Source organism: Ferdinandcohnia sp. QZ13, assembly GCF_031324165.1.
In the GTDB taxonomy this organism is placed as follows: Bacteria; Bacillota; Bacilli; order Bacillales; family Bacillaceae_L; genus Ferdinandcohnia.
The window spans coordinates 1195677-1215386 of sequence record NZ_JAVIVW010000001.1; the positions used below are offsets into that span (position 1 = coordinate 1195677).

Genomic DNA, 19710 nt, shown 5'->3' on the forward strand with positions numbered 1-19710 from the left:
TTTTCTCTTTTCATAAATGTTTTTTAAACCAGTCTACTGATGCGAGAAGACCTTCTCTTGTGACTTTGTGATCAGCACGTGTATCGGCAATAAAGGATAGGTCTTCATCTTTCCCTTTATATAGCGGTTGAATTTCTTGGTAAAATTCATACGTATATTTGAATGGAACCATCTTGTCTTTTTCACCATGCCAGAAAAACAATGGTCTTCCATTTAATTTTTCCGGTTGCAAGCTTAAATCATATTTCTTTAATTCAGCATATTTTTCTTCTAATTCTGTATCTGTGAAAGGAAGTTCAATGTCATGTCGCTTCAATTCCTCAATTTGCCCACGACAAAATTCCTCGTAATATGGGCTCCCCATGAGGCTTACCGCAGTCTTAATCCATGGATATTGGGTCAATGCTCCAAGGGTTACGATTCCTCCCATTGAAGTTCCCGCAACACCAATTCTCGTCTCATCAACTAAACCTTTTCCGACTAGTTCATCCTTGATCCTTTGAAGTTCTTTGATCTCATTGATGACTATATCCCAGAATTTAAAATTCATTTCAAGTTCTTCAAGACCCTTGTATCTTTCTCCATGATAGTCTGCTTCAGGCAAAACCACACGAAATCCTTCTTCTGCATAAAGATATGCATAGTGTAAATTATGTTCCTTTGCACTACCAAATCCGTGAACGAACAGAATGAGCGGAGCTTTTTCGTCTTTTATCTGATTTTTTGCAATATGTAATGCCGGAATATCTGCTATTTTAGTCTTTTCAACAATAACCATTCTTTATGTACTCCTTTAATAAAAACTTTGAGACATCTTCTAGTGTACCACTAATTGGTAGTTAACTTAAAAAGTTTAGCTTTTTCAATTGACGATTTTTTTAATATCTGTTTAAGTAGAAGAAAGAGAGCAGAGGAGATATTTATGACAAAACAACATTTAATTGCACTAGACTTAGATGGTACTTTACTAAAAGATGATAAAACGATATCAAAAAGAACAAAAGAGGCTATCATAAAAGCAAAAAAGGCCGGTCATCAGGTTATGATTGCGACAGGAAGACCTTTCCGTTCGAGTTCCATGTACTATCAAGAACTAGGTCTTACAACACCCATCGTTAATTTCAACGGAGCTTTTGTCCATCACCCTCTTGATCAAAGTTGGGGTGTCTATCACGACACACTTGAATTAAAAACCGTAAAAGAAATTGTTGAGGTTGCCGATACCTTTCGCATCAAGAATATCCTAGCAGAAGTGATTGATGACGTGTATTTTCATTATCACGATGATACGATGTTAGATATTTTTGGTATGGGTAAACCGAATATCGAAACAGGCGATTTACGGAAAATTTTAAAACGTGACCCTACTTCACTTTTGATACATCCTGACGAAGAAATTGCAGATAAGATTCGAGAGTATCTTTCTGAAATGCATGCAGAAGTGGTCGATCACCGCAAATGGGCTGCACCTTGGCATGTCATTGAGATTGTTAAATCAGGTTTAAATAAAGCGGTTGGTATTCAAAAGGTAGCAAATTATTTTCAAATTCCAAAAGACCGAATTATTGCCTTTGGTGATGAAGATAATGATTTAGAAATGATTGAATATGCTGGACATGGAATTGCAATGGGTAACGGGATTGATGAATTAAAAAATATTGCAAACCATGTGACAATGACTAATGAAGAGGACGGAATTGCTCTTTATTTAGAGGAAGTATTAAAATTAGAAAAATAAGAAGGAACCGGTATGAAGATCCGGTTTCTTTTTTGATTAATTCTAACCAAAACATCCAGAAATAATTACCTTATATATTCCACTTCAAAACTTCAAACAATATGATTAGCGCCTTTTAAAAGCGCACTTCTTTTAAAGCTGTTAAAGGGGGAATTTACGGATGGGTAGTAATAAATCAAAACGATTTGTTCATCAAGGTGCAGAAGCTGTTCAACAACATGCTCAGCGCTTTCCTTACCGTTCAACTCTAGCTGAGGCAGAAGCAAAGAAAAAGCAAAATGTCGAAAATTCATCACTTGGAGGAATCTAAAATGGGGAACCGTTTATTCCAGAAGGCTCGTGAAACTGTAGAAGTTGCAAAATTAGCAAGCGCGGGTCAAAGTGATACTTCCTTACAGGATGCGATTTCAGTCGCAAAAAATGCACTTTCTTCTGCTTATGCTAACTCTACAACAGCCGAAAAAGAACAACTCCGCGAATTACAAAATGAATTAGACCAACTTCAATAAGTGCTAATTCAAAAAATGGGTCAGACATATCGTCTGACCCTTCCCCTTTTTATTGGAACTGTTGAAGTTTTGCATGATATAGGTTTGTGATCGAGCCATCTTTTGCACTTCTTTCATATAAGTGAAGGATCAATGCTCCATTTGTAGGGATTTTATCCTTTGGAATGGAAATTTTGATTTCAAATGGTGCCCACGCTGGTGCACCTTCAGATGCCATTTGAACCGTTTCAGGAACCACATAATCATGCCCATCCTCGACAGCATAGAAGAATGTTGCTTCAAACACTCGTACTTCTCCAGTTACTGTGTATTCCCCATTTTCTCCAAGTACTTGAACATTGCGGAATGCCGTATTCCCTTCTTCAGGTATTGTCAAACTTTGTTCTGACTGTAATGCATTTGCTTCGATTTTTTGTCCATTTACTTGTGAAACAGTAAGGAAAGTAGTTGCTTTATATTCACCAGGAGCAAGTCTAGTTCCATCGTTTGATGTGTAATCCCATGGTTCTTCCCAGACTTTTTCTTCACCTGGTTTTAACTCCATCTCTTCAATCATTTGAATAAACATTTTATCAATCGAATAGCGGTAAACTTCCTTTCCATTTGGATCCGTCACAACAATTTCATATTTTTGACCACTTGGAATGGTCACTTTCACGGAATTGTCGCTCGTATTTTTCAATGAAATTTTAAAAGTTGCTTGGTTTTCCTCAGTTTGAATAGATAGGTTTGTTTGAAGTTTTTCAACCACGTTCGCATCACCTCCAGGTTCTTCACCCTCTTGTTCTGGTGGTGTTTCTGATTCTACTTTTTCATCGCCCCCTGCATTTACAGGAAGAGCATCTTCTTTTGATGTTGTACCACATCCTGATATGATAAATAAACTCATTACAAATAGTAAGACTACTAGAAGGCATTTTCTCATGTTTGTCACCCCTTTACCTTATATGTCGATAGATTCCTTAAAAAAGTTACTACTCTTTACGAAATAATCCATAGACTCCTACCGTTTGTACAATATTAGTAAAGGCATGAGGGTCAACTTCCTTTATAATACGCTCCAAGTCATATAATTCATACCTTGTTAAAACAATCATTAGCATATCCTTTGGTTCGCTCGAAAATGCTCCTTTTGCTGGAATCACCGTAATTCCTCTCACTAACTTAGAATGAATCGCTTTTTTCAATTCATCTGCTTTTTTCGTTACTATCATCGCCGATACCTTTACATGACTCGTATGGACTGTATCAATCACCCTTGTTAGCACATATAAGGCAACAAGGGTATATAAGGCTTTTTCCCAACCAAATAAGAAGCCTGCTGTAATGATAATTAGTCCGTTTAATGTAAAAATATAAGTACCAATCGGCTTATCTTTTGACTTTGATAACACAAGCGCGATGATATCAAGACCACCAGTTGAGGCCCCCCACTTCAAGGTTAAGCCGATTCCTATTGCTTGAATGACAGCACCAAATACAGCATTAAGTAAAATATCATCTGAAATTCGTTCAAGTGGTATTATCGATAAAAATAAAGTCGTTAAAGCAACAGATACAAAGCTATATAGGGTAAAGGCCTTTCCTACCTTTTTCCAACCTAAAATCGCGACTGGAATGTTTAATAGCAGTAAAATGACCCCTGTTGAAACATGTAAAGGGGTATAATCTCCCAGAATTCTAAACAATAGCTGGGATATACCGGTAAATCCTGAAGAGTATACGTCAGCTGGAATTAAAAATAGATTTAAGGCAGCTGCATTTAGCAATGCACCGATTATCACAATAATTACTTTTTTCATTTCTCTATAAACCATGCTAATAGTCCTCCTGGAACAACATTCTTCAATCGAATTGGCAATTTAGTTGTCATACAAAATTTTCCCACACTTGTTGTATTTTTATCCAATTCTCGCTACACTTACAATAGGCAAGTTTGTCTTTCAAACTTGACCACGAAAAAAGAAGGTGAGACTTTTGACCGTTAGAATTCTTACTGATAGCGGTAGTGACCTACCTCTTCAATTTTTTGAAGAAAACAATGTAACCTTATTCTCCTTAGGAGTTCATCTAGATGGGCAAGATTACGAAGATATTGCGACAATTAATCCTGTAAAAGTATTTGAAGCGATGCGAAATGGGAGTGCTCCAAAAACATCTCAAGTTCCGCCACACCGTTTTAAAGAGGTTTTTACTGAAATTGCAAAAGAAAAGCAATCTGCTGTGTACATCGCCTTTTCATCACAATTGTCAGGAACCTATCAAACAGCCGTCATGATGAGTGAAGAAGTAAAAGAAGAATACCCAGACCTTGATTTAACGATTATTGACACGAAATGTGCATCACTTGGACAAGGTCTTGTTGTGAGAGCAGCCGCGGAGTTAGCGACCAAGGGGGCTTCAAAGGAAGAAGTCGTAAACCTTGCTAATTTTTACAGCACCCATATGGAGCATCTTTTCACGGTTGATGATCTTGAATATTTGGCACGCGGAGGACGAATTAGTAAAGCATCTGCCTTTGTCGGAGGACTTTTAAATATTAAGCCTCTATTAAATGTCGAAGATGGAAAGCTTATCCCGCTTGAAAAAATCCGTGGAAAAAAGAAAGTGTATAAACGAATTGTTGAGCTTATGGAAGAACGCGGAGTGGATTTTTCAAACCAGACAATTGGGATTAGCCACGGCGATGTGGAAAATGAAGCACTTGAATTACAAAAACTTTTTGAAGAAAAATTAGGGTGTAAATCTTTTTATATGAATGTGATTGGTGCTGCAATTGGTTCACATGCAGGACCAGGAACAATCGCGATTTTCTTTTTAAATGAGCTGCCAAATCGCTAATTTTACATAGTTTGAAAAACGACTGGATATCCTAATTTCGAAGTAAAGTTCAAAAGGAGGATAAAAAGGACCAAGAAGTTCGAGGCGGCGCAGTTTTGAGTAGCGGAACGTATGCTGTTAATACGTGAGCAACGGATAAGCAAGCCAACGAAGAAATTCGATGTGTCATTTTTACCGGACTTTTTGAACATCCTCTTGAAAGGATTGAAGGGAGTGTACATGTATGCCAAAAACTAGTGATAATGATAAAAAGGCACAAGATAATAATGCGTTACGCCATGAAAAAAATATGATGAGAGAAAAAAATCGTCAGGCAGGCAAACATCAATATTCAAAGAAGACAGATCATCTCTAAAAAGCAAAAACTGTTGCGCCTTGGTCAGAAACTAGAAAACTGGAGACACCTACAAAGAGGCGTCTTTTGCCGCTGAAGGAGGAGTTGAAGTTTCTCGAGTTTCTAGGCGCTTAAGCTGGACGTAAAAAACGCATCGGTCATTACAATGAACTGCCCCCTGTCAAGTAGACAGTGGAAATAATAAAAAATGACCTAAGCGGCTTTAGCTCTATATTCCATAGGGCTAAGGCCGTTTAGCCGTTTTTGATATCTATTGTGATTATAGAAATATATATACTCGTCTATCGCTTTAGATAGTTCTTCAAATGTAGCGTACTTATGCAAATAAAACTTCTCGCATTTGAGTGTTCCCCAAAAGGATTCCATTGGTCCATTATCTATACATCGTCCTACTCTAGACATGCTTTGAACCATCTTCGCCTTGTTTATTCTCCGTTTGAAGCCATGAGATGTGTATTGAAAACCACGGTCACTATGAATAAGAGGATGGGCTCCATCCAACAACTTGGTAGCTTGGTCAAGAGTATTGAACACAAGTTTATTGTTATTTGAATGTCCTAATACATAACTTACAATCGATCCATCATATAGATCACGAATAGCGCTTAAATAGGCCTTCTTTGATGTTCCATATTTAAATTCCGTGACATCAGTTACCCATTTTTCATTTGGTTTTTCAGCCGCGAACTCCCGATTTAACACATTCTCCGCAATATGTTGAGGGGTAGAGTGCTTATAACGTTTCTTCTTTTGACGGATGACAGACTGTATATCAGCAACTTTCATCAGTCTATAAAAACGTTTGTGGTTGAAGTTTTGCCCAAGTTTTCGATTAATGGTCATCATCATTCTACGATATCCATAGATGCCTTCTACTTCTTCATGAAGAGCTTTCATCTCTTTAATAATTTCTTCATTCTGAAGTTCCCGATCAGAAGGAGTACGCTTTAGCCACTTATAGTAAGCAGCCCGTGTAATACCAGCGACATCACAAAGTAACAAGATGCTTAGATTTTCTTTCTTATGAAGTTCCTGAATCGCGATATACTTGTCCTCAAATCGAACTTGGCTTACTTTCGCCTCCTTTCGATCTCCTCTAACTTTTTTAAAAATAAATTCTCTGCACGTAAACGTTCATTTTCTCTTTCTAACTTTTTCATCTGAAGCTTTATTTTCTCTTCTGAAGTTAATTCAGCTTCTTCTTTTTTCCTCCCACGCTTATCTTTAAGCGCTTCATCTCCACCCTCTTCATACTTCCTAACCCACTGGTACACTTGTTGATAAGAGACCCCATGAGTCTCAGCTGTACTTTGATAATCTTTTCCGTTCTCTAAGCAATCAAATACAATTTGAATCCGTTCATCCCAAGTAGTTTTTCTACCTTTGGTCATAGAGCTCGTCCTTCCCTTCGACGTATCGTTTAAATCTCTATGACTATTATACTTGTTAATCCACTGCCTGAGGACGGAATCATTTGATATTTCATACTTTCTAACAACTTCACGTAATGAAAAATTACCTGATAGATAATCATTTATTGCTGAAAGTTTTAATTCCTTTGTATATGGTTTCCAAGTTGCTGATTCTTCGAGACCTTCGGTACCGTATTTATCGAATTTATATTTCCATTCATAAATAGAAACCACATTCACTTTATACTTCTTAGCAAGTTCACTTATTGAATATGTCCCGGCCTCCCACGCTTTTAAGATCTCAAACTTATACTCCATAGTTAAAGCTCTTTTGGACATAAAAATACTCCCCTTTAGTAGCCAGATTTTTATTTTTTAACCTGTCTACCTAAAGGGGAGCATATCACAACCGATGCGTTTTTTCGTTCCTATTCTTTTTTGAAATAGGTCCAGCCGTCTTCTTGGTATACTTTTCCTTCTTTCATTAGCTTACCAAGTGCACGTTTAAAAGCTGCTTTACTCATATCAAATCTGGCTGAAATATCATCAGGACTGCTTTTATCCCAAAATGGCATCGCTCCTCCACGACTTTCCATATACTGATAAATCTTATCCGCATCGTCTCCCATGATTTCATGACCTCTACCAAGCAAGGATACATTTACAGTACCGTCTTCCTTTACATCAATAATTCGACCTTGTACCTTTTCTCCCATTCTCGGCTCTCTTGTCCGTTGACTTTCATGAATAAAGCCTAGAAACCCTTCCTCTGAAATCATAAATGAACCAACCATTAATAATCGATACACTGTCCCTGTTATGTTTTTATTAAAATCCTTTCTTGTTGCCGGCTTTGATATCGAACGAATAACATCTTCAGTTGCGGGCTTTCCAAAGAGTCTACCATTTTTATCTGTTCGCAGGGTTACATACAGTTTGTCTCCTGGCGTTGGCCAAAGGTCCCATACTTCATGTAAATCGTCCTTCGAGACAAGAATATCCTTATTAATCCCGATATTAACAAAAGCCCCAAGTTCATGTTTGATTTCAACTACTTCAACCCAATCATATGAACCGATTTGAACAGTCGGTATTTTCATGGAAGCAGCTAGTCTCCCCTGATGATCTTGAAATAGAAAGACCGTTACATCTTCATCTGGGTCAAACTCGTCTATTATTTCATTAGTATGTAGTAAAACATCTTCTTCACCGTTTGTTAAAAAATAGCCAAATGGGGCATCTCTATCAACACGTAATGTAACTACCGTACCTGGTTCTAATGTATTCATTTATTAAACCTCTTTCTTCTGTACTTTCTTTGTCATTACATAGTATAGACGTTTGGGACCACAATTTACTAGTATAGTTTTGGAAAAAGTTGTTCAAATTGCTAAGATTGTCTATAATCAAGGCAAATATACTTTTTTTGGAGGTTGGCAATGGCAAAGGATAGCTCATTCGATATTGTGTCAAAGGTGGATTTGCCTGAAGTAACAAATGCAATTAGTATTGCAAAAAAAGAGATTCAAACCCGGTATGATTTCAAAGGTAGTAAAAGTGACATAACACTTGATAAGGAAGAACTTGTCTTGGTATCTGACGATGAGTACAAACTTGAGCAATTGAAGGATGTCCTTATCAGTAAGATGATTAAGCGCGGAGTTGCAACTCGTAATATCGATTACGGGAAAATTGAAAATGCATCTGGCGGAACTGTTCGTCAACGCGCGAAACTCATTCAAGGCATCGACAAGGAGAACGCGAAAAAAATTAATACAATTATTAAAAACAGCGGTCTTAAGGTGAAGAGTCAGGTTCAGGATGATCAAGTTCGTGTGACAGGTAAAAGTAGAGATGATCTTCAACAAATTATCAATTTAATTCGTGAAGCAGATTTGCCGATTGATGTACAATTTATCAATTATCGGTAAGAAGAATGCAGCGGACTATTTGGCCCGCTGCATTTTTCTATTCAAAAATATAGCTTAGCACGTCTAATGCTTGATCAACCGTTTCGACGGTTACGTTTGCTTTATTCGATAACTCTTTTAATGGATGAATGAGTGAGGTTGGTCTCACGATTATTGTGGGCTTATTCATTGTAATCGCAGCACTTGCGTCCATTGCTGTATTCCATTGTTTGTATTTTTCCCCGAATAACGCAATAACAACATCTGATTTTTGCATCAAAACCTGTGTTCTGAAATTATTAATATCTGAAGCCGCATCATCTTTATACAAGTTTCCAGGTTGTTCACCTAAAATTTGTTCTCCGATGTTATCCGATTTATCATGGTTCGGTTGTGGTCCTACAAATGTTAAAGGTAGTTTTTTAGATTTTGCCTTGTCCTTAATTTCTTCCCGCCAATTGTCATGAATTTGTCCAGCTAAATAAACAGTTAACTGCATTTTCCACCCTCCTATTGCCTCTTTCTATTATCGTAACATACAAGGATTATTTTACAAATTTATACATGATGATTTCATCTTCATAATGTCTATCACTGAATTTAACATATTTAACTTTTCTACCTTCTTCTTTAAAGCCAAATTTTTTATATAAGTGGATTGCCCTTTTATTATGAGAGAATACTTCAAGACATACTTTTTCAAGTTTAGGCTCTTTCAGTGCCCACTCAAGTAAATATTCCAATAGTTTACTTCCAATCCCATGATTGCAGTATGCTTCTTGAATACTTATCCCAAAGTATCCTAAATGTGAGAGTCGCTTCCTTTTCGAGGTTTGAAAATTTAAATTCCCAATAATTTTACCTTCGATGTCTGCTACTATGATTAAATTCCCAGGCTTTGTATGGCCCTCTATCCATTTTTCCTCTTCCTCAACGGTGAGTGTAAATTCCTCTGGTGTGGTAAGCATGAAGGTAGACTCGGTAAGAACAATTTTGGTATGTTCAATAAGTTGAGAAGCATCCTCTTTTCTCACAGGTCTAATATTTATCTCCATAGTTTCCTCCAAATATAATTTATTTTCTATGAAACGGAAAATTTCCTTTTTAGTGGCGGCAGCTTTTGATCAATGTGTTCGAATATACGTTAACGTTCCAAGAACGATCTGACCTTTTGAAAAATATGAAAAAAATATACCAGATCCCTTTTATCGCAAGGCTTTTGGAATATAATAGAAATTCTCATAGCATAAACATCTTTTATATCAAGTCTTTTGGGACAATATGGAAAAACTCACATCATAAACATATTTTATATCAAGACTTATGGGATAGTATGGAAAACGCCATATTATAAACATATTTTATTTCAATGCTTCTGGATTAATGTGGAAAAACTCTTTAGATAATCGAATAACATCACTCATTAAATAAACCTAGATAAACGAAAGAAGACTCTCCCTCTCAAGGACAGTCTCCTGCATATAAACTCAGTAAAACTCAACAACCTTCAATATAATCACACCGACGATCGATACGATACTACCGGTAATAAGCACAATAAGAAGTGTTTAAATTTTCCTTGTATCCAACCAAACGACCACCCCAACCACAATCGTAAACAACAATCCAAAAAAGAGCGATGCATACGGATTAGTCGGTGTGATCCAATCATTCACACTCAAGAAGTCCATTTCCTCCAACTCCTTTATCTATGATTGTATAGCAGGAGTACTTAAGAAAACTGTTAGTCCGCCCAGAATTGCTAATACCACACCAACTGGGCTGTATGACGATAGATAGATACCTAACGGAAAAACAACTGCTCCAAGAACAAATAATACCTTCGCGATTTTCACAATTTCACTCCTTTTTAACCCAATACTGATTCCTTTACTCTGTCAATCATCCAACGATTTCGAATCTTACTCCCCCAGCCTTCTTCATTTTCTTTTAAGGTTTGGACTCTCCAATACATCGGAGGATGAGGCATGAACTGAAATTCAATGAACCTCCATATGAGGGAATCCCGCTCAATCGACGACTTTGTTTTCTCTTCCTCGTCTTTTAGAACTGTACTATATGAAAGTGATTTATTTATCGCTTCATCCTGTTTTTCTGACAACGCTATTAAACTATTTGACATTTGGTTGCTTCCGCCATTAAGAAGGGATGCGCCAAGATGATCCGCACGAACCTCCATCCATTGTGAACAAAAAGACTGAAAAACAGAATAAAAGAACGTTAAGAAAAATACGACTAAAAAGATTGATATCTTATGATCTTCTATATTTGTTATATTTTCTTGAAGCAATAAGACGATTACAATCAAAATCAATAGATAGCCTAGCCTACAAAGTTGGCCCCACAGCACATCTCGCTTTTTCACATGGATTGCCTCGTGAGCAAGGATTCCTTCTATCGCTTCAGTCGGTAACTTTAAAGTAGCAGTAGTTAGGGTCACCATTGACTTACCGATATTCATACCTGTCGCTAGACCGTTATATTCGGAACTTTCCGTCTCATATACACGTACATTCCGAACGCCAGCCTTTTCAAAAATCCGTTGAGATAATTGAATCAATTGTGGATTTTGCGTTTCCTTTGCATCCATTGCTACTTTTAAAACTCTGTCAGAAATATATAGATTGAAAGCCCAGTAGGCCAATCCTACAGCAACCATAATCCAAGGCGCTACGTCTAAATAAAAGAGAATTAAAAGCAAACCCGTATAGGCAGAAACTCCTTTTACCGTTGATGCGAAATAGAGTTTTCCGAATAATCTCTTGATATTTTTCCGATGCCAAAACGGTAGAACCTGCTGTAGTTCCATCACTTTTGTTTCGTCCTTCATCATTTCCTCAAATGTTTTTTTCCATTTTTCTGGTTCACAAATAGTTATATAGAGCGTCTCACCTGGTACAGATAACCGCAGTACCTTCTGAAAGCTTGTTGTAAAATCTGCATTTGACGAAAACATCGTTAATAGTGGATGAAGTTTTAACAGGTCAACATTTGTTTCAATCTTCACTTCCTCTAGATCTTCAATTGGAATTTTCCGAGATTCAAAACGTGATGTGAGATATAAATACCTTTCATCATTGTCATAAAATGCTTTTACAGTCGTATAAGTACCGATTCTCTTTATAACTTCTGTTGCTGTGCTTACAAGTCCAAAGACAATCATATATTTTAATAGGCTATACTCTGGGCCAAAAATATAAAACAGAATGGCACCAATCACAACAAAACCTGTTATGAATAAATCAGATGCAATCCGTTTCAAATCACGTTCTAAAGGGATTTTTTCTACTTTAATTTGATGAATTTCCTTTTCAATCTCCATTCGTTTTTCGTTACCGGTAGTTAAGGAGATTGCAAGGAAATATCCACTTGAGATAAACGCAATATAGATAAAACCATCCATAAACGGAAGTTGATAAAACACAAATCCTACTGCAAGTAAGGCAAGGATGATTTCAATTGTGGTTCCTACTTTTTTATTGATCTTCTCAACGATCAAACCTATTAATTGGATCCCCGCACCTACAAAAATATACCAGACGATTTCATACCAGTTTGGTAGCAAAACTTCCACCTACATTTCATTATTCAGTATCATATTCTCCGTCATTTCGAGAACTACTTTCATTTCAAGATCTGGATTTTGAATAATGATCGTATAGCGCAGACCATTCTCATCCCAACTTAAAGCATCAATAAAGTCATCATATTCTGCATTTTGACCTCGAACTTGCCATTCTCCAGGTTTAATTTCCGTTCCAGCATCTTCTGGAGTTGGAAAAACTGAAACTAATACGGAGGGAATCCCTTCATGAACATAATAAACAGTAATTTCTGGACGATTGACTATCCCTTGAAGATTTACAATTTCAACATTCTCGACAGTCATGTCATCTCCTGAGAAAACAAGGAATGGTTGTTCTAATTCGGTTTGGGCATCTTCAAGTGTCCCAAAGTCTGGCTCAAGATTTGTTTCAATTGGGGTAATCGTCACATTTTCTGGTATATCTAAAATGAAGGTATCTTCCTTAAAATCTGGTGAAAAATCGAGCAACTTGTATTCGAACTCAGATTTCGTTTCTTCAACAACAGAGATTGATTTCACGACAAACCATGTTTTTTGATCGATCCAAAGTTCAACTTCACCAAATAAATTGGAATCTGTATTTGGCGTTGCCTTTATATGATAAACATTTAAATCCAATATTTTTTCTTCACCAACAATTTCATAGTTATGTGTTTTTTTTATAGCTTCTAGCATTGTCATGAGTTGTTCTTTAGGTGAGGAATCTAATAACGGCATACTATCCTTTGTTAGATCGATACTAAATGCCGTTTCACTTCCCGCTTCATAAGAAATCACTTGTTTTCCGTCGTTTAACACATATGATTCAAGACCATTTGTATCTCCTGTTGTAATGATTTTTCGTTTACCGTCTTCTGCCGCGTATTCTTTGAAACTCGCATTTTCAGTGACATCTCCATCTGTCGTAAACTTTATGACACCCTCACCATAATAAGATAGCTTACTTTCTTTTGCTGATAAAACCTTTGTTACAATTTCTTCAGACGACACAGCGATATCCCCCTTACAGGCCGATAACATGCCAGTTAGTAAAATCGCAATTAGTAAGACTAATTTTTTCCTCATTTTATTTCCTTCCTTCCTTAATCCAGCAAGCAAGTAATGTTCCTTCTTTCTCGGTTGACCAGATTCCAATTTTGCCATTTTGTTGTTCCATTAACATCTTTGAAATACTTAATCCTAGCCCAGAACTACCCCCATTATTTCTAGCACCTTCTGCCTGATAAAAGGGTTGAAAGACTTTCTCCAGTTGTTCTTTTGGGATTCCTTTTCCTTCATTTTGTATCAATATAACTGTACCGTTCTTTCTCCAAACTTCGACGTCATCATAGAATTCTTTAAACACCCAGTCTGGCAATTTGACATCACTTGAAATCGCAGCAAGCCAAATCTGATTCCCTTTTTTCGTATGGCGAATGGCATTCCCCATAATGTTATCTACAACTCTCACCAATTGCTTTGGATCCAACTCATAGGTTTCTTTTACAGATTGTGTAACAACAAGTGAAATGTCTCTTTGATTACAAGGTTCGTCATATCCAGATAACAGCATGTCAAAATACTCTTCCCCATCAACCTCTACAAGCGCAGCCCGTTGTTTCGAGGATTGTAATGCGGTGTACATGGTCAAGTCATCAAGCATTCGTTTCATGTACTCGAGCTTCTCAAATAATATTTCCTTATATTCGAGCCTTTCTTGTTCGGCAAGAGTTTCATCGTTCTGTAATGCCTCGGTATAAGCACGAATGACCGTTAATGGTGTTTTTAAATCATGCGATAAGGAGGCTACAATAAATTCTTTTTCCTTTTGTTGAACAGCTAAAGCCTCTTGTGTTTGTTCAATCTGAGATTTCATTTTCCAAAAATGTTTGATTAAATCTCCTATTTCATTATTTGATTCCCGTGTTTGATTTGACAGCTTCTCTCCATTTGCAAAAGCCGTCATTTGCGCCTGCAAATAGCTTAATGGTCGATTCAATTTTCGATTTAATAGAATCACTACAATGATATAGAGTAGGATAATGAAAATACTGAAGGACACACCAAAAAGTATGTAGCGATTCGTTACCCCTTCTATCCAATCTTCTCTCGCAATCGAAATTTCAAAAACCCCAACAACATCACCGTCACCAACGACTGGCTTTTTTAATGTATAGGTACGAGAATTCTTTTGAAGGTCATTTAGATTTCTGTATACTTGTTCAATATTTATCGTTGAAAACCCATATGAACCAACACTAGGCAAACTGGAAAATACAACAACACCATCCGATCGATATAATGTTATTTTAATAGATTCGTTAGTTAGTGCTTGAACAGACTCAAACTTTTCTTTTGGTTGAAGTTGATATAAATCTGGATTTAAAAGATGTGTTTCAATCTCCTCCATTTTATGGGTCATCTCAACGTATTCAACAAATGCCTGCTTTTCATCGAGATTACTTAAACTGACATAAAGGATGTAAAGTGCCACAACTGGAAGCAGCATCACGATAAAAAAACTGACCATTAACCATTGTTTAATTTTCATACGCTTTGCTCTCCAATAAAGCGATAACCAACACCCCAAACGGTTTGAATAAACTTTGCAGAGCGCGTTTCATCACCTAGCTTGGACCTCAGACTTTTAATATGAACCGTGACCGTATTATTGCCATCCACATCCTCCTGCTGCCAAATATGCTCATAGATCTCTTTTTTCGAAAAAGTTTGTAATGGATTTTTTGCTAACAAAAACAATAATTCTCTTTCCTTGGAGCTCATTTGGACAGCGCTGCTGTTTAAATAAACAAGGTTATTCGTAAAATCAATTGTCAATCCATTCATATAGTTGACTCTATTTTCATTTGATGTCTTTTTGTTATATCTTCTGAATCTTCTTAAATGAGAGCTGATTCTTGCACTCAATTCCTCAAGACTAAATGGCTTAGTGACATAGTCATCTGCTCCAAGATTTAATCCTTTGACCTTGCTTTCATCCTCATTTCGTGCACTTAAAATGAGGAGTGGAATTTCACTTTCTAATCGGATGGTTTTACATAATGTATATCCATCCATTTCTGGGAGCATTAAATCAATTAAGGCAAGGTCGTATTGCTCCTCCTTAAAATCCTCCCAGCCTTCTTTTCCTGTAGAAGCCCATGTCACGGTATATCCTTCTTTCCGTAAATGATCACAAACAATACGGGCAATTTCCTTATCATCTTCAACAAGTAGAATTTTTTCAGGTTTTTCCATGGATAACCCCTCTTTCTATCTAGTTTCATTATAAAGGAAGTTTTGGTGTGTTCATGGAATTTTTATTTTTACTTAATAATTAGCGAAAAAGGTATATTCAAAGCTCTTTTATAAAACAGTAAGTAAGGTACATGAATACATAAAAGAGGTGTTTAGTTTTGTCTAATACTCAAGGGAAAAACATTTTGCCACCGCAGCATCAAACACATCAGCCTGGAACCGAGACGGAAATGGTGCCTAGACCCGTTTCCGAGGATCAATCCTATCAGGGCAGTAATAAGTTAAAAAATAAGGTTGCGATTATCACTGGTGGGGATAGTGGTATTGGAAAGGCCGTTTCGATTCATTACGCGAAAGAAGGAGCAAATGTTGTCATCGTTTATTTGGAAGAGCATGAGGATGCTAAGGAAACAAAGAGGCAGATTGAAGAAGAAGGTCAAAAATGCTTACTTTTATCTGGAGATATCGGAAATGAGGATTTCTGTAAAGAAATAGTGAAAAAAACTATTGATACGTTTGGACAGCTAGATATTTTAGTCAATAATGCAGCCGAACAGCATCCACAAAAAAGCATCTCCAACATTACAGCTGAGCAGCTTGAAAAGACATTCCGAACCAATATTTTTTCATATTTTTATTTAACGAAGGCCGCTCTTCCGCATTTAAAACAAGGGAGTAGCATCATCAATACAGCTTCTGTTACAGCATACAAAGGTAATGAGCAACTCGTTGATTATTCATCAACAAAAGGGGCTGTCGTTTCTTTTACCAGGTCACTTTCCTTGCAATTAGTTGGCAAAGGAATTCGTGTAAATGGAGTGGCTCCAGGTCCGATTTGGACACCACTTATTCCATCAACCTTTACAAGCGACCAAGTTGCAAAATTTGGCTCGACAACACCCATGAAACGTCCTGGACAACCTGAAGAGGTCGCACCAAGCTATGTATTCCTTGCAAGTGATGACTCTTCATATATGTCTGGCCAAATCCTCCACATTAACGGTGGAGAAATCGTAAATGGGTAAAGAAAAAGCATCATCCAAGCAGGATGATGCTTTTTCTATTCAGGCTTCTTATTACCACTTCTTTTTTTATTCAGATAAATGAATCCAATCATTAATACGGGTACAATAAATACGGCAACGAATAAAGCATAATTAATGTTTGTTGTGTCTCGAACCACAAACACTTCCGAGATATCACGATTTACAACAAGATGAAATTCATCGTCTGTTGAACGAACAAGGTCCTCGGTAATAAGTCCAGTTAATTCCTTATCTTCTCCAACCTGGTCAGTAGTTAGGGTAAAGCTCTGTGTTTTCGTTGTATTATTAATTGCCACAAAAGCTATTTCCCCTTCATATTCTCGCTTAAACACAAGCAGGCCTTCATCATTTTTGACTAGTTCAATTGAGCCTTTTGTTAAAGCTGGTACACCTGACCTAATTTTAGAGAGCAAGGTAATATAATCAACTAGCTCTTTGTCTGTTCGGAAGTCCATTAAACCGAGGTTGTCCGGTGCCTCACTTCCATTTAACGCAATTTCTGTTCCATAGAAAACGACTGGAATACCTGGTGTTGTATACAAATACGTCAATGCTGACTTAAGGCGTGGTGCTGGATGTTCATTAGCCTCGGTAGCCATATAGGTGAATCGAACCGTATTTGTGTTATCGAAGAAATTAAGTAACGAATGCGGATTTTCAAATCCTTGCCATGTTTTTTCAACATCGTTAAAGGTTTGGTCTGGAACACTAAAACTAGTGATCCCTTCATAAGGGAACATATTAAAAACGGAATCTAGTCCCTTCGTTTCAAGCTCACTTGGGTAATCTACGCCTACAGGTTGTCCAATCAAACGAAAATCTGCTTTTACCGCTTTCAGTTCTGTTGATAATGTAGCGACAAAATTAGCAGAAACACCATCAATAAGGTCCAGTTTATACCCATCAATATTTGCCTCTTGAACCCATAGCTTTGCCACTTCAATAAATTCATCACTTAAACTTTCATTTGAACTGATTCCAAGGTCAAGAATAATTTTTAATCCCTTGTCATGCGCCGCTTTAACTAGCTGTTTTAAATCATCAGATGTGCCATAATGTTTATTGATTACAGTTCTGTCTTTAACCACATACGGATAAAAAGTATCGGTTTCATTTTCAAATATAGGTGATAATAAGATCGTCGTAAAACCCATATCCTTCACGTAATCAAGCCGACTCATTACTCCTTGGATGTCTCCCCCATGATACGATGTAGGATTCGATAGGTCCACTGCGAAATCATTTGCACTTTCCGCATTATTAAAACGATCAACCACTATGTAATAAATGCTTTCTTCCTCTATTGTTTGATTATCAGCAGCAAAAGCAGGCACGGCTGACAACAGTAGCAACGGAATCAGTATAGCCACCATATATATCTTTTTCTTCATCACGTAACTCCAATCCTCTTAGTAATCTCACACTTTAAAGTAACCTTATCCCTTCTTAAAAGTCAAATAGTACAAGAGTTTGTTCATATTTTGTACATATTTATACCGTTTTCTTTTTCGTGAAAAATGACTATTCTTTCTTTCCACATTCTGTGATAAACTAATATAGTTTTTCATTACGGAATTAGAGGGGTTGACAGCTTGGATACTTCTATAAATACAAAAAAATTAACATTGTTTGCGCTCACATGGCCCATTTTTATTGAATTGCTGTTACATATGCTAATGGGGAATGCAGATACCTTAATGCTGAGTATGTATTCCGATAATTCAGTTGCAGCTGTCGGTGTCTCAAACCAAATCTTGTCATTAATCATTGTCATGTTTGGTTTTATCGCAACCGGTACCGCCGTTCTTGTTGCCCAGCATTTTGGTGCTAATAATGAAAAAAGTGCCGCTGAAGTTGCGGTCGTTTCTATATTTGCCAACCTTGTGTTTGGTCTTGTTTTAAGCCTTGTTGTTTTTGTTTGGAGCAAGGATCTCCTACTGTTAATGGATTTGCCAGCTGAATTATTAGACGAAGCGGATAGTTACCTTAGAATCGTAGGTTTATTCTCGTTTCTCCAAGCTTTGATCATGACAATTGGGGCGGTCATCAGAAGCTACGGTTTTACCCGTGACACGATGTACGTCACTATCGGTATGAACATCCTGAATGTCATAGGGAATTACATTTTTATCTTTGGACCATTTGGTTTGCCAGTTCTCGGTGTTGAAGGAGTTGCGATATCTACCTCTTTTAGTAGATTAGTAGGCTTACTGGTCATCGCCTATCTATTAATAAAACGAGTAAAACATGGTCTCCATTTCAAAAAGATTTTTCGTTTACCGAGAGTTCATCTACAAAATCTGCTTAAAATTGGAATACCTTCTGCTGGGGAACAGCTTTCCTACAATTCCTCCCAGATGATTATTACGTATTTTGTTACAATCATGGGAACACAAGCCCTTACGACAAAGGTATACGCACAAAATTTAATGATGTTCATCTTCCTTTTTAGTATTGCCATAAGTCAAGGAACACAAATTTTAATAGGGCAAATGATTGGAGCCCGTCAAATAAATGATGCTTATAAAAGAGCGTTAAAAAGCTTAAAGCTCGCCATTTTTATTTCAGCGGCAATGGCGATTGTTTTTTCATTCTTTAAGGAACCACTTTTATCGATCTTTACGGATAATCAAGATATCATAAAAACAGGTGGTGTCCTTATCCTTTTAACCATCATTCTTGAACCTGGGCGAGCATTTAACCTTGTCCTTATAAATGCATTAAGAGCGGCTGGAGATGTAAAATTGCCGGTATACATGGGAATCCTCTCAATGTGGGGAATTTGTGTACCCATTGCATATGTACTTGGTATTCACTTTGAACTCGGATTAGTTGGAGTTTGGATTTCTTTTATTGTCGATGAATGGGTTCGTGGCATCGTCATGCTGTGGCGCTGGCGTTCTCGGGCATGGGAGAAAAAATCATTCGTTGCACCAGTTGATCATGTAAACGTAACAGCCTGAAATCGTTCAGGCTGTTTTTTCGTTTCAATATTTTTCCTAAACTCAGGGTAAAATCTCACTAAAAAGTCTTTGTTATAAATTTCCCTACTTTT

General features: G+C 37.0%; 22 protein-coding genes. 8 read left to right on the forward strand and 14 right to left on the reverse strand.

Annotated features, from left to right (window positions below; all coding sequences use genetic code 11):
• Positions 1 to 10: 10 nt before the first annotated feature.
• Positions 11 to 778: an esterase gene (gene yjfP, locus RGU12_RS05810; RefSeq protein WP_309535216.1), complete on the reverse strand. Its 768-nt coding sequence runs from the start codon at positions 776 to 778 to the stop codon at positions 11 to 13.
• Between the two features lie 144 nt (positions 779 to 922).
• Between yjfP and RGU12_RS05815 the strand changes: the two genes are divergently transcribed.
• From RGU12_RS05815 to RGU12_RS05825, 3 genes are all read left to right on the forward strand, one after another.
• On the forward strand, positions 923 to 1738 hold the full coding sequence (locus RGU12_RS05815) for a Cof-type HAD-IIB family hydrolase (RefSeq protein ID WP_309535217.1): 816 nt from the start codon (positions 923 to 925) through the stop codon (positions 1736 to 1738).
• Positions 1739 to 1898: 160 nt separating this feature from the next.
• Complete coding sequence (locus RGU12_RS05820) at positions 1899 to 2048, forward strand: competence protein (protein WP_309535218.1); 150 nt, start codon at positions 1899 to 1901, stop codon at positions 2046 to 2048.
• A gap of 1 nt (position 2049) precedes the next feature.
• Positions 2050 to 2247, forward strand: a complete 198-nt coding sequence (locus RGU12_RS05825; protein WP_309535219.1) for a DUF3813 domain-containing protein — start codon at positions 2050 to 2052, stop codon at positions 2245 to 2247.
• Between the two features lie 49 nt (positions 2248 to 2296).
• Here the strand turns inward: RGU12_RS05825 and RGU12_RS05830 are convergent, their stop codons facing one another.
• Both RGU12_RS05830 and RGU12_RS05835 read right to left on the reverse strand, forming a co-directional pair.
• On the reverse strand, positions 2297 to 3172 hold the full coding sequence (locus tag RGU12_RS05830; RefSeq protein WP_309535220.1) for a BsuPI-related putative proteinase inhibitor: 876 nt from the start codon (positions 3170 to 3172) through the stop codon (positions 2297 to 2299).
• Positions 3173 to 3221: 49 nt separating this feature from the next.
• Positions 3222 to 4064: a YitT family protein gene (locus RGU12_RS05835; protein WP_116351176.1), complete on the reverse strand. Its 843-nt coding sequence runs from the start codon at positions 4062 to 4064 to the stop codon at positions 3222 to 3224.
• Between the two features lie 160 nt (positions 4065 to 4224).
• Between RGU12_RS05835 and RGU12_RS05840 the strand changes: the two genes are divergently transcribed.
• Complete coding sequence (locus RGU12_RS05840; protein ID WP_116351177.1) at positions 4225 to 5088, forward strand: DegV family protein; 864 nt, start codon at positions 4225 to 4227, stop codon at positions 5086 to 5088.
• Between the two features lie 223 nt (positions 5089 to 5311).
• On the forward strand, positions 5312 to 5443 hold the full coding sequence (locus RGU12_RS05845) for a DUF3941 domain-containing protein (protein ID WP_010283423.1): 132 nt from the start codon (positions 5312 to 5314) through the stop codon (positions 5441 to 5443).
• Between the two features lie 192 nt (positions 5444 to 5635).
• Here the strand turns inward: RGU12_RS05845 and RGU12_RS05850 are convergent.
• Together RGU12_RS05850 and RGU12_RS05855 are read right to left on the reverse strand one after the other, a co-directional pair.
• A protein-coding gene (locus RGU12_RS05850; protein WP_309535221.1) for an IS3 family transposase occupies positions 5636 to 7194 on the reverse strand; the annotation gives its coding sequence in 2 pieces (ribosomal slippage) (positions 5636 to 6552 and positions 6552 to 7194; 1560 coding nt in all).
• A gap of 89 nt (positions 7195 to 7283) precedes the next feature.
• A complete protein-coding gene (locus tag RGU12_RS05855) occupies positions 7284 to 8144 on the reverse strand; it encodes a CvfB family protein (protein ID WP_309535222.1) in 861 nt (286 codons plus the stop codon).
• Between the two features lie 150 nt (positions 8145 to 8294).
• On the opposite strand from RGU12_RS05855, the gene RGU12_RS05860 reads away from it, so the two are divergent.
• Positions 8295 to 8786, forward strand: coding sequence for a YajQ family cyclic di-GMP-binding protein (locus tag RGU12_RS05860; RefSeq protein ID WP_116351179.1), 492 nt, complete (start codon positions 8295 to 8297; stop codon positions 8784 to 8786).
• Between the two features lie 37 nt (positions 8787 to 8823).
• Here RGU12_RS05860 and RGU12_RS05865 read toward each other — a convergent pair whose 3' ends face one another.
• The 8 genes from RGU12_RS05865 to RGU12_RS05900 all read right to left on the reverse strand — a co-directional run bounded on the left by RGU12_RS05865 (position 8824) and on the right by RGU12_RS05900 (position 15609).
• The gene (locus RGU12_RS05865) at positions 8824 to 9264 is read right to left on the reverse strand and encodes a YtoQ family protein (RefSeq protein WP_309535223.1); all 441 of its coding nucleotides are present in this window, start codon (positions 9262 to 9264) and stop codon (positions 8824 to 8826) included.
• Between the two features lie 46 nt (positions 9265 to 9310).
• Positions 9311 to 9820, reverse strand: coding sequence for a GNAT family N-acetyltransferase (locus RGU12_RS05870; protein ID WP_309535224.1), 510 nt, complete (start codon positions 9818 to 9820; stop codon positions 9311 to 9313).
• A gap of 513 nt (positions 9821 to 10333) precedes the next feature.
• Entirely contained in the window at positions 10334 to 10456 is a 123-nt protein-coding gene (locus RGU12_RS05875) for a hypothetical protein (RefSeq protein WP_309535225.1), read from the reverse strand.
• A gap of 18 nt (positions 10457 to 10474) precedes the next feature.
• Positions 10475 to 10621 (reverse strand): hypothetical protein, encoded by a 147-nt coding sequence (locus tag RGU12_RS05880; RefSeq protein ID WP_189655151.1) that lies wholly within the window; start codon positions 10619 to 10621, stop codon positions 10475 to 10477.
• 14 nt (positions 10622 to 10635) lie between these two features.
• Complete coding sequence (locus tag RGU12_RS05885; RefSeq protein WP_309535226.1) at positions 10636 to 12351, reverse strand: M56 family metallopeptidase; 1716 nt, start codon at positions 12349 to 12351, stop codon at positions 10636 to 10638.
• 9 nt (positions 12352 to 12360) lie between these two features.
• Positions 12361 to 13437 (reverse strand): LolA family protein, encoded by a 1077-nt coding sequence (locus RGU12_RS05890; protein ID WP_309535227.1) that lies wholly within the window; start codon positions 13435 to 13437, stop codon positions 12361 to 12363.
• Position 13438: 1 nt separating this feature from the next.
• The gene (locus RGU12_RS05895; RefSeq protein ID WP_309535228.1) at positions 13439 to 14902 is read right to left on the reverse strand and encodes a sensor histidine kinase; all 1464 of its coding nucleotides are present in this window, start codon (positions 14900 to 14902) and stop codon (positions 13439 to 13441) included.
• Complete coding sequence (locus RGU12_RS05900; RefSeq protein ID WP_309535229.1) at positions 14899 to 15609, reverse strand: response regulator transcription factor; 711 nt, start codon at positions 15607 to 15609, stop codon at positions 14899 to 14901. Before RGU12_RS05900 ends, RGU12_RS05895 begins: the two co-directional genes overlap by 4 nt.
• A 158-nt stretch (positions 15610 to 15767) precedes the next feature.
• Between RGU12_RS05900 and RGU12_RS05905 the strand changes: the two genes are divergently transcribed.
• Positions 15768 to 16634: an SDR family oxidoreductase gene (locus RGU12_RS05905; protein ID WP_309535230.1), complete on the forward strand. Its 867-nt coding sequence runs from the start codon at positions 15768 to 15770 to the stop codon at positions 16632 to 16634.
• Positions 16635 to 16669: 35 nt separating this feature from the next.
• Here RGU12_RS05905 and RGU12_RS05910 read toward each other — a convergent pair whose 3' ends face one another.
• Positions 16670 to 18046, reverse strand: a complete 1377-nt coding sequence (locus RGU12_RS05910) for an alpha-amylase family glycosyl hydrolase (protein ID WP_309535231.1) — start codon at positions 18044 to 18046, stop codon at positions 16670 to 16672.
• A 201-nt stretch (positions 18047 to 18247) separates the two neighbouring features.
• Here RGU12_RS05910 and RGU12_RS05915 point away from each other — a divergent pair, with 201 nt between their 5' ends.
• Positions 18248 to 19618 carry an MATE family efflux transporter gene (locus tag RGU12_RS05915; protein WP_309535232.1) on the forward strand — a complete coding sequence of 457 codons (1371 nt, stop codon included), beginning with the start codon at positions 18248 to 18250 and terminating at the stop codon, positions 19616 to 19618.
• Positions 19619 to 19710 lie beyond the last annotated feature (92 nt).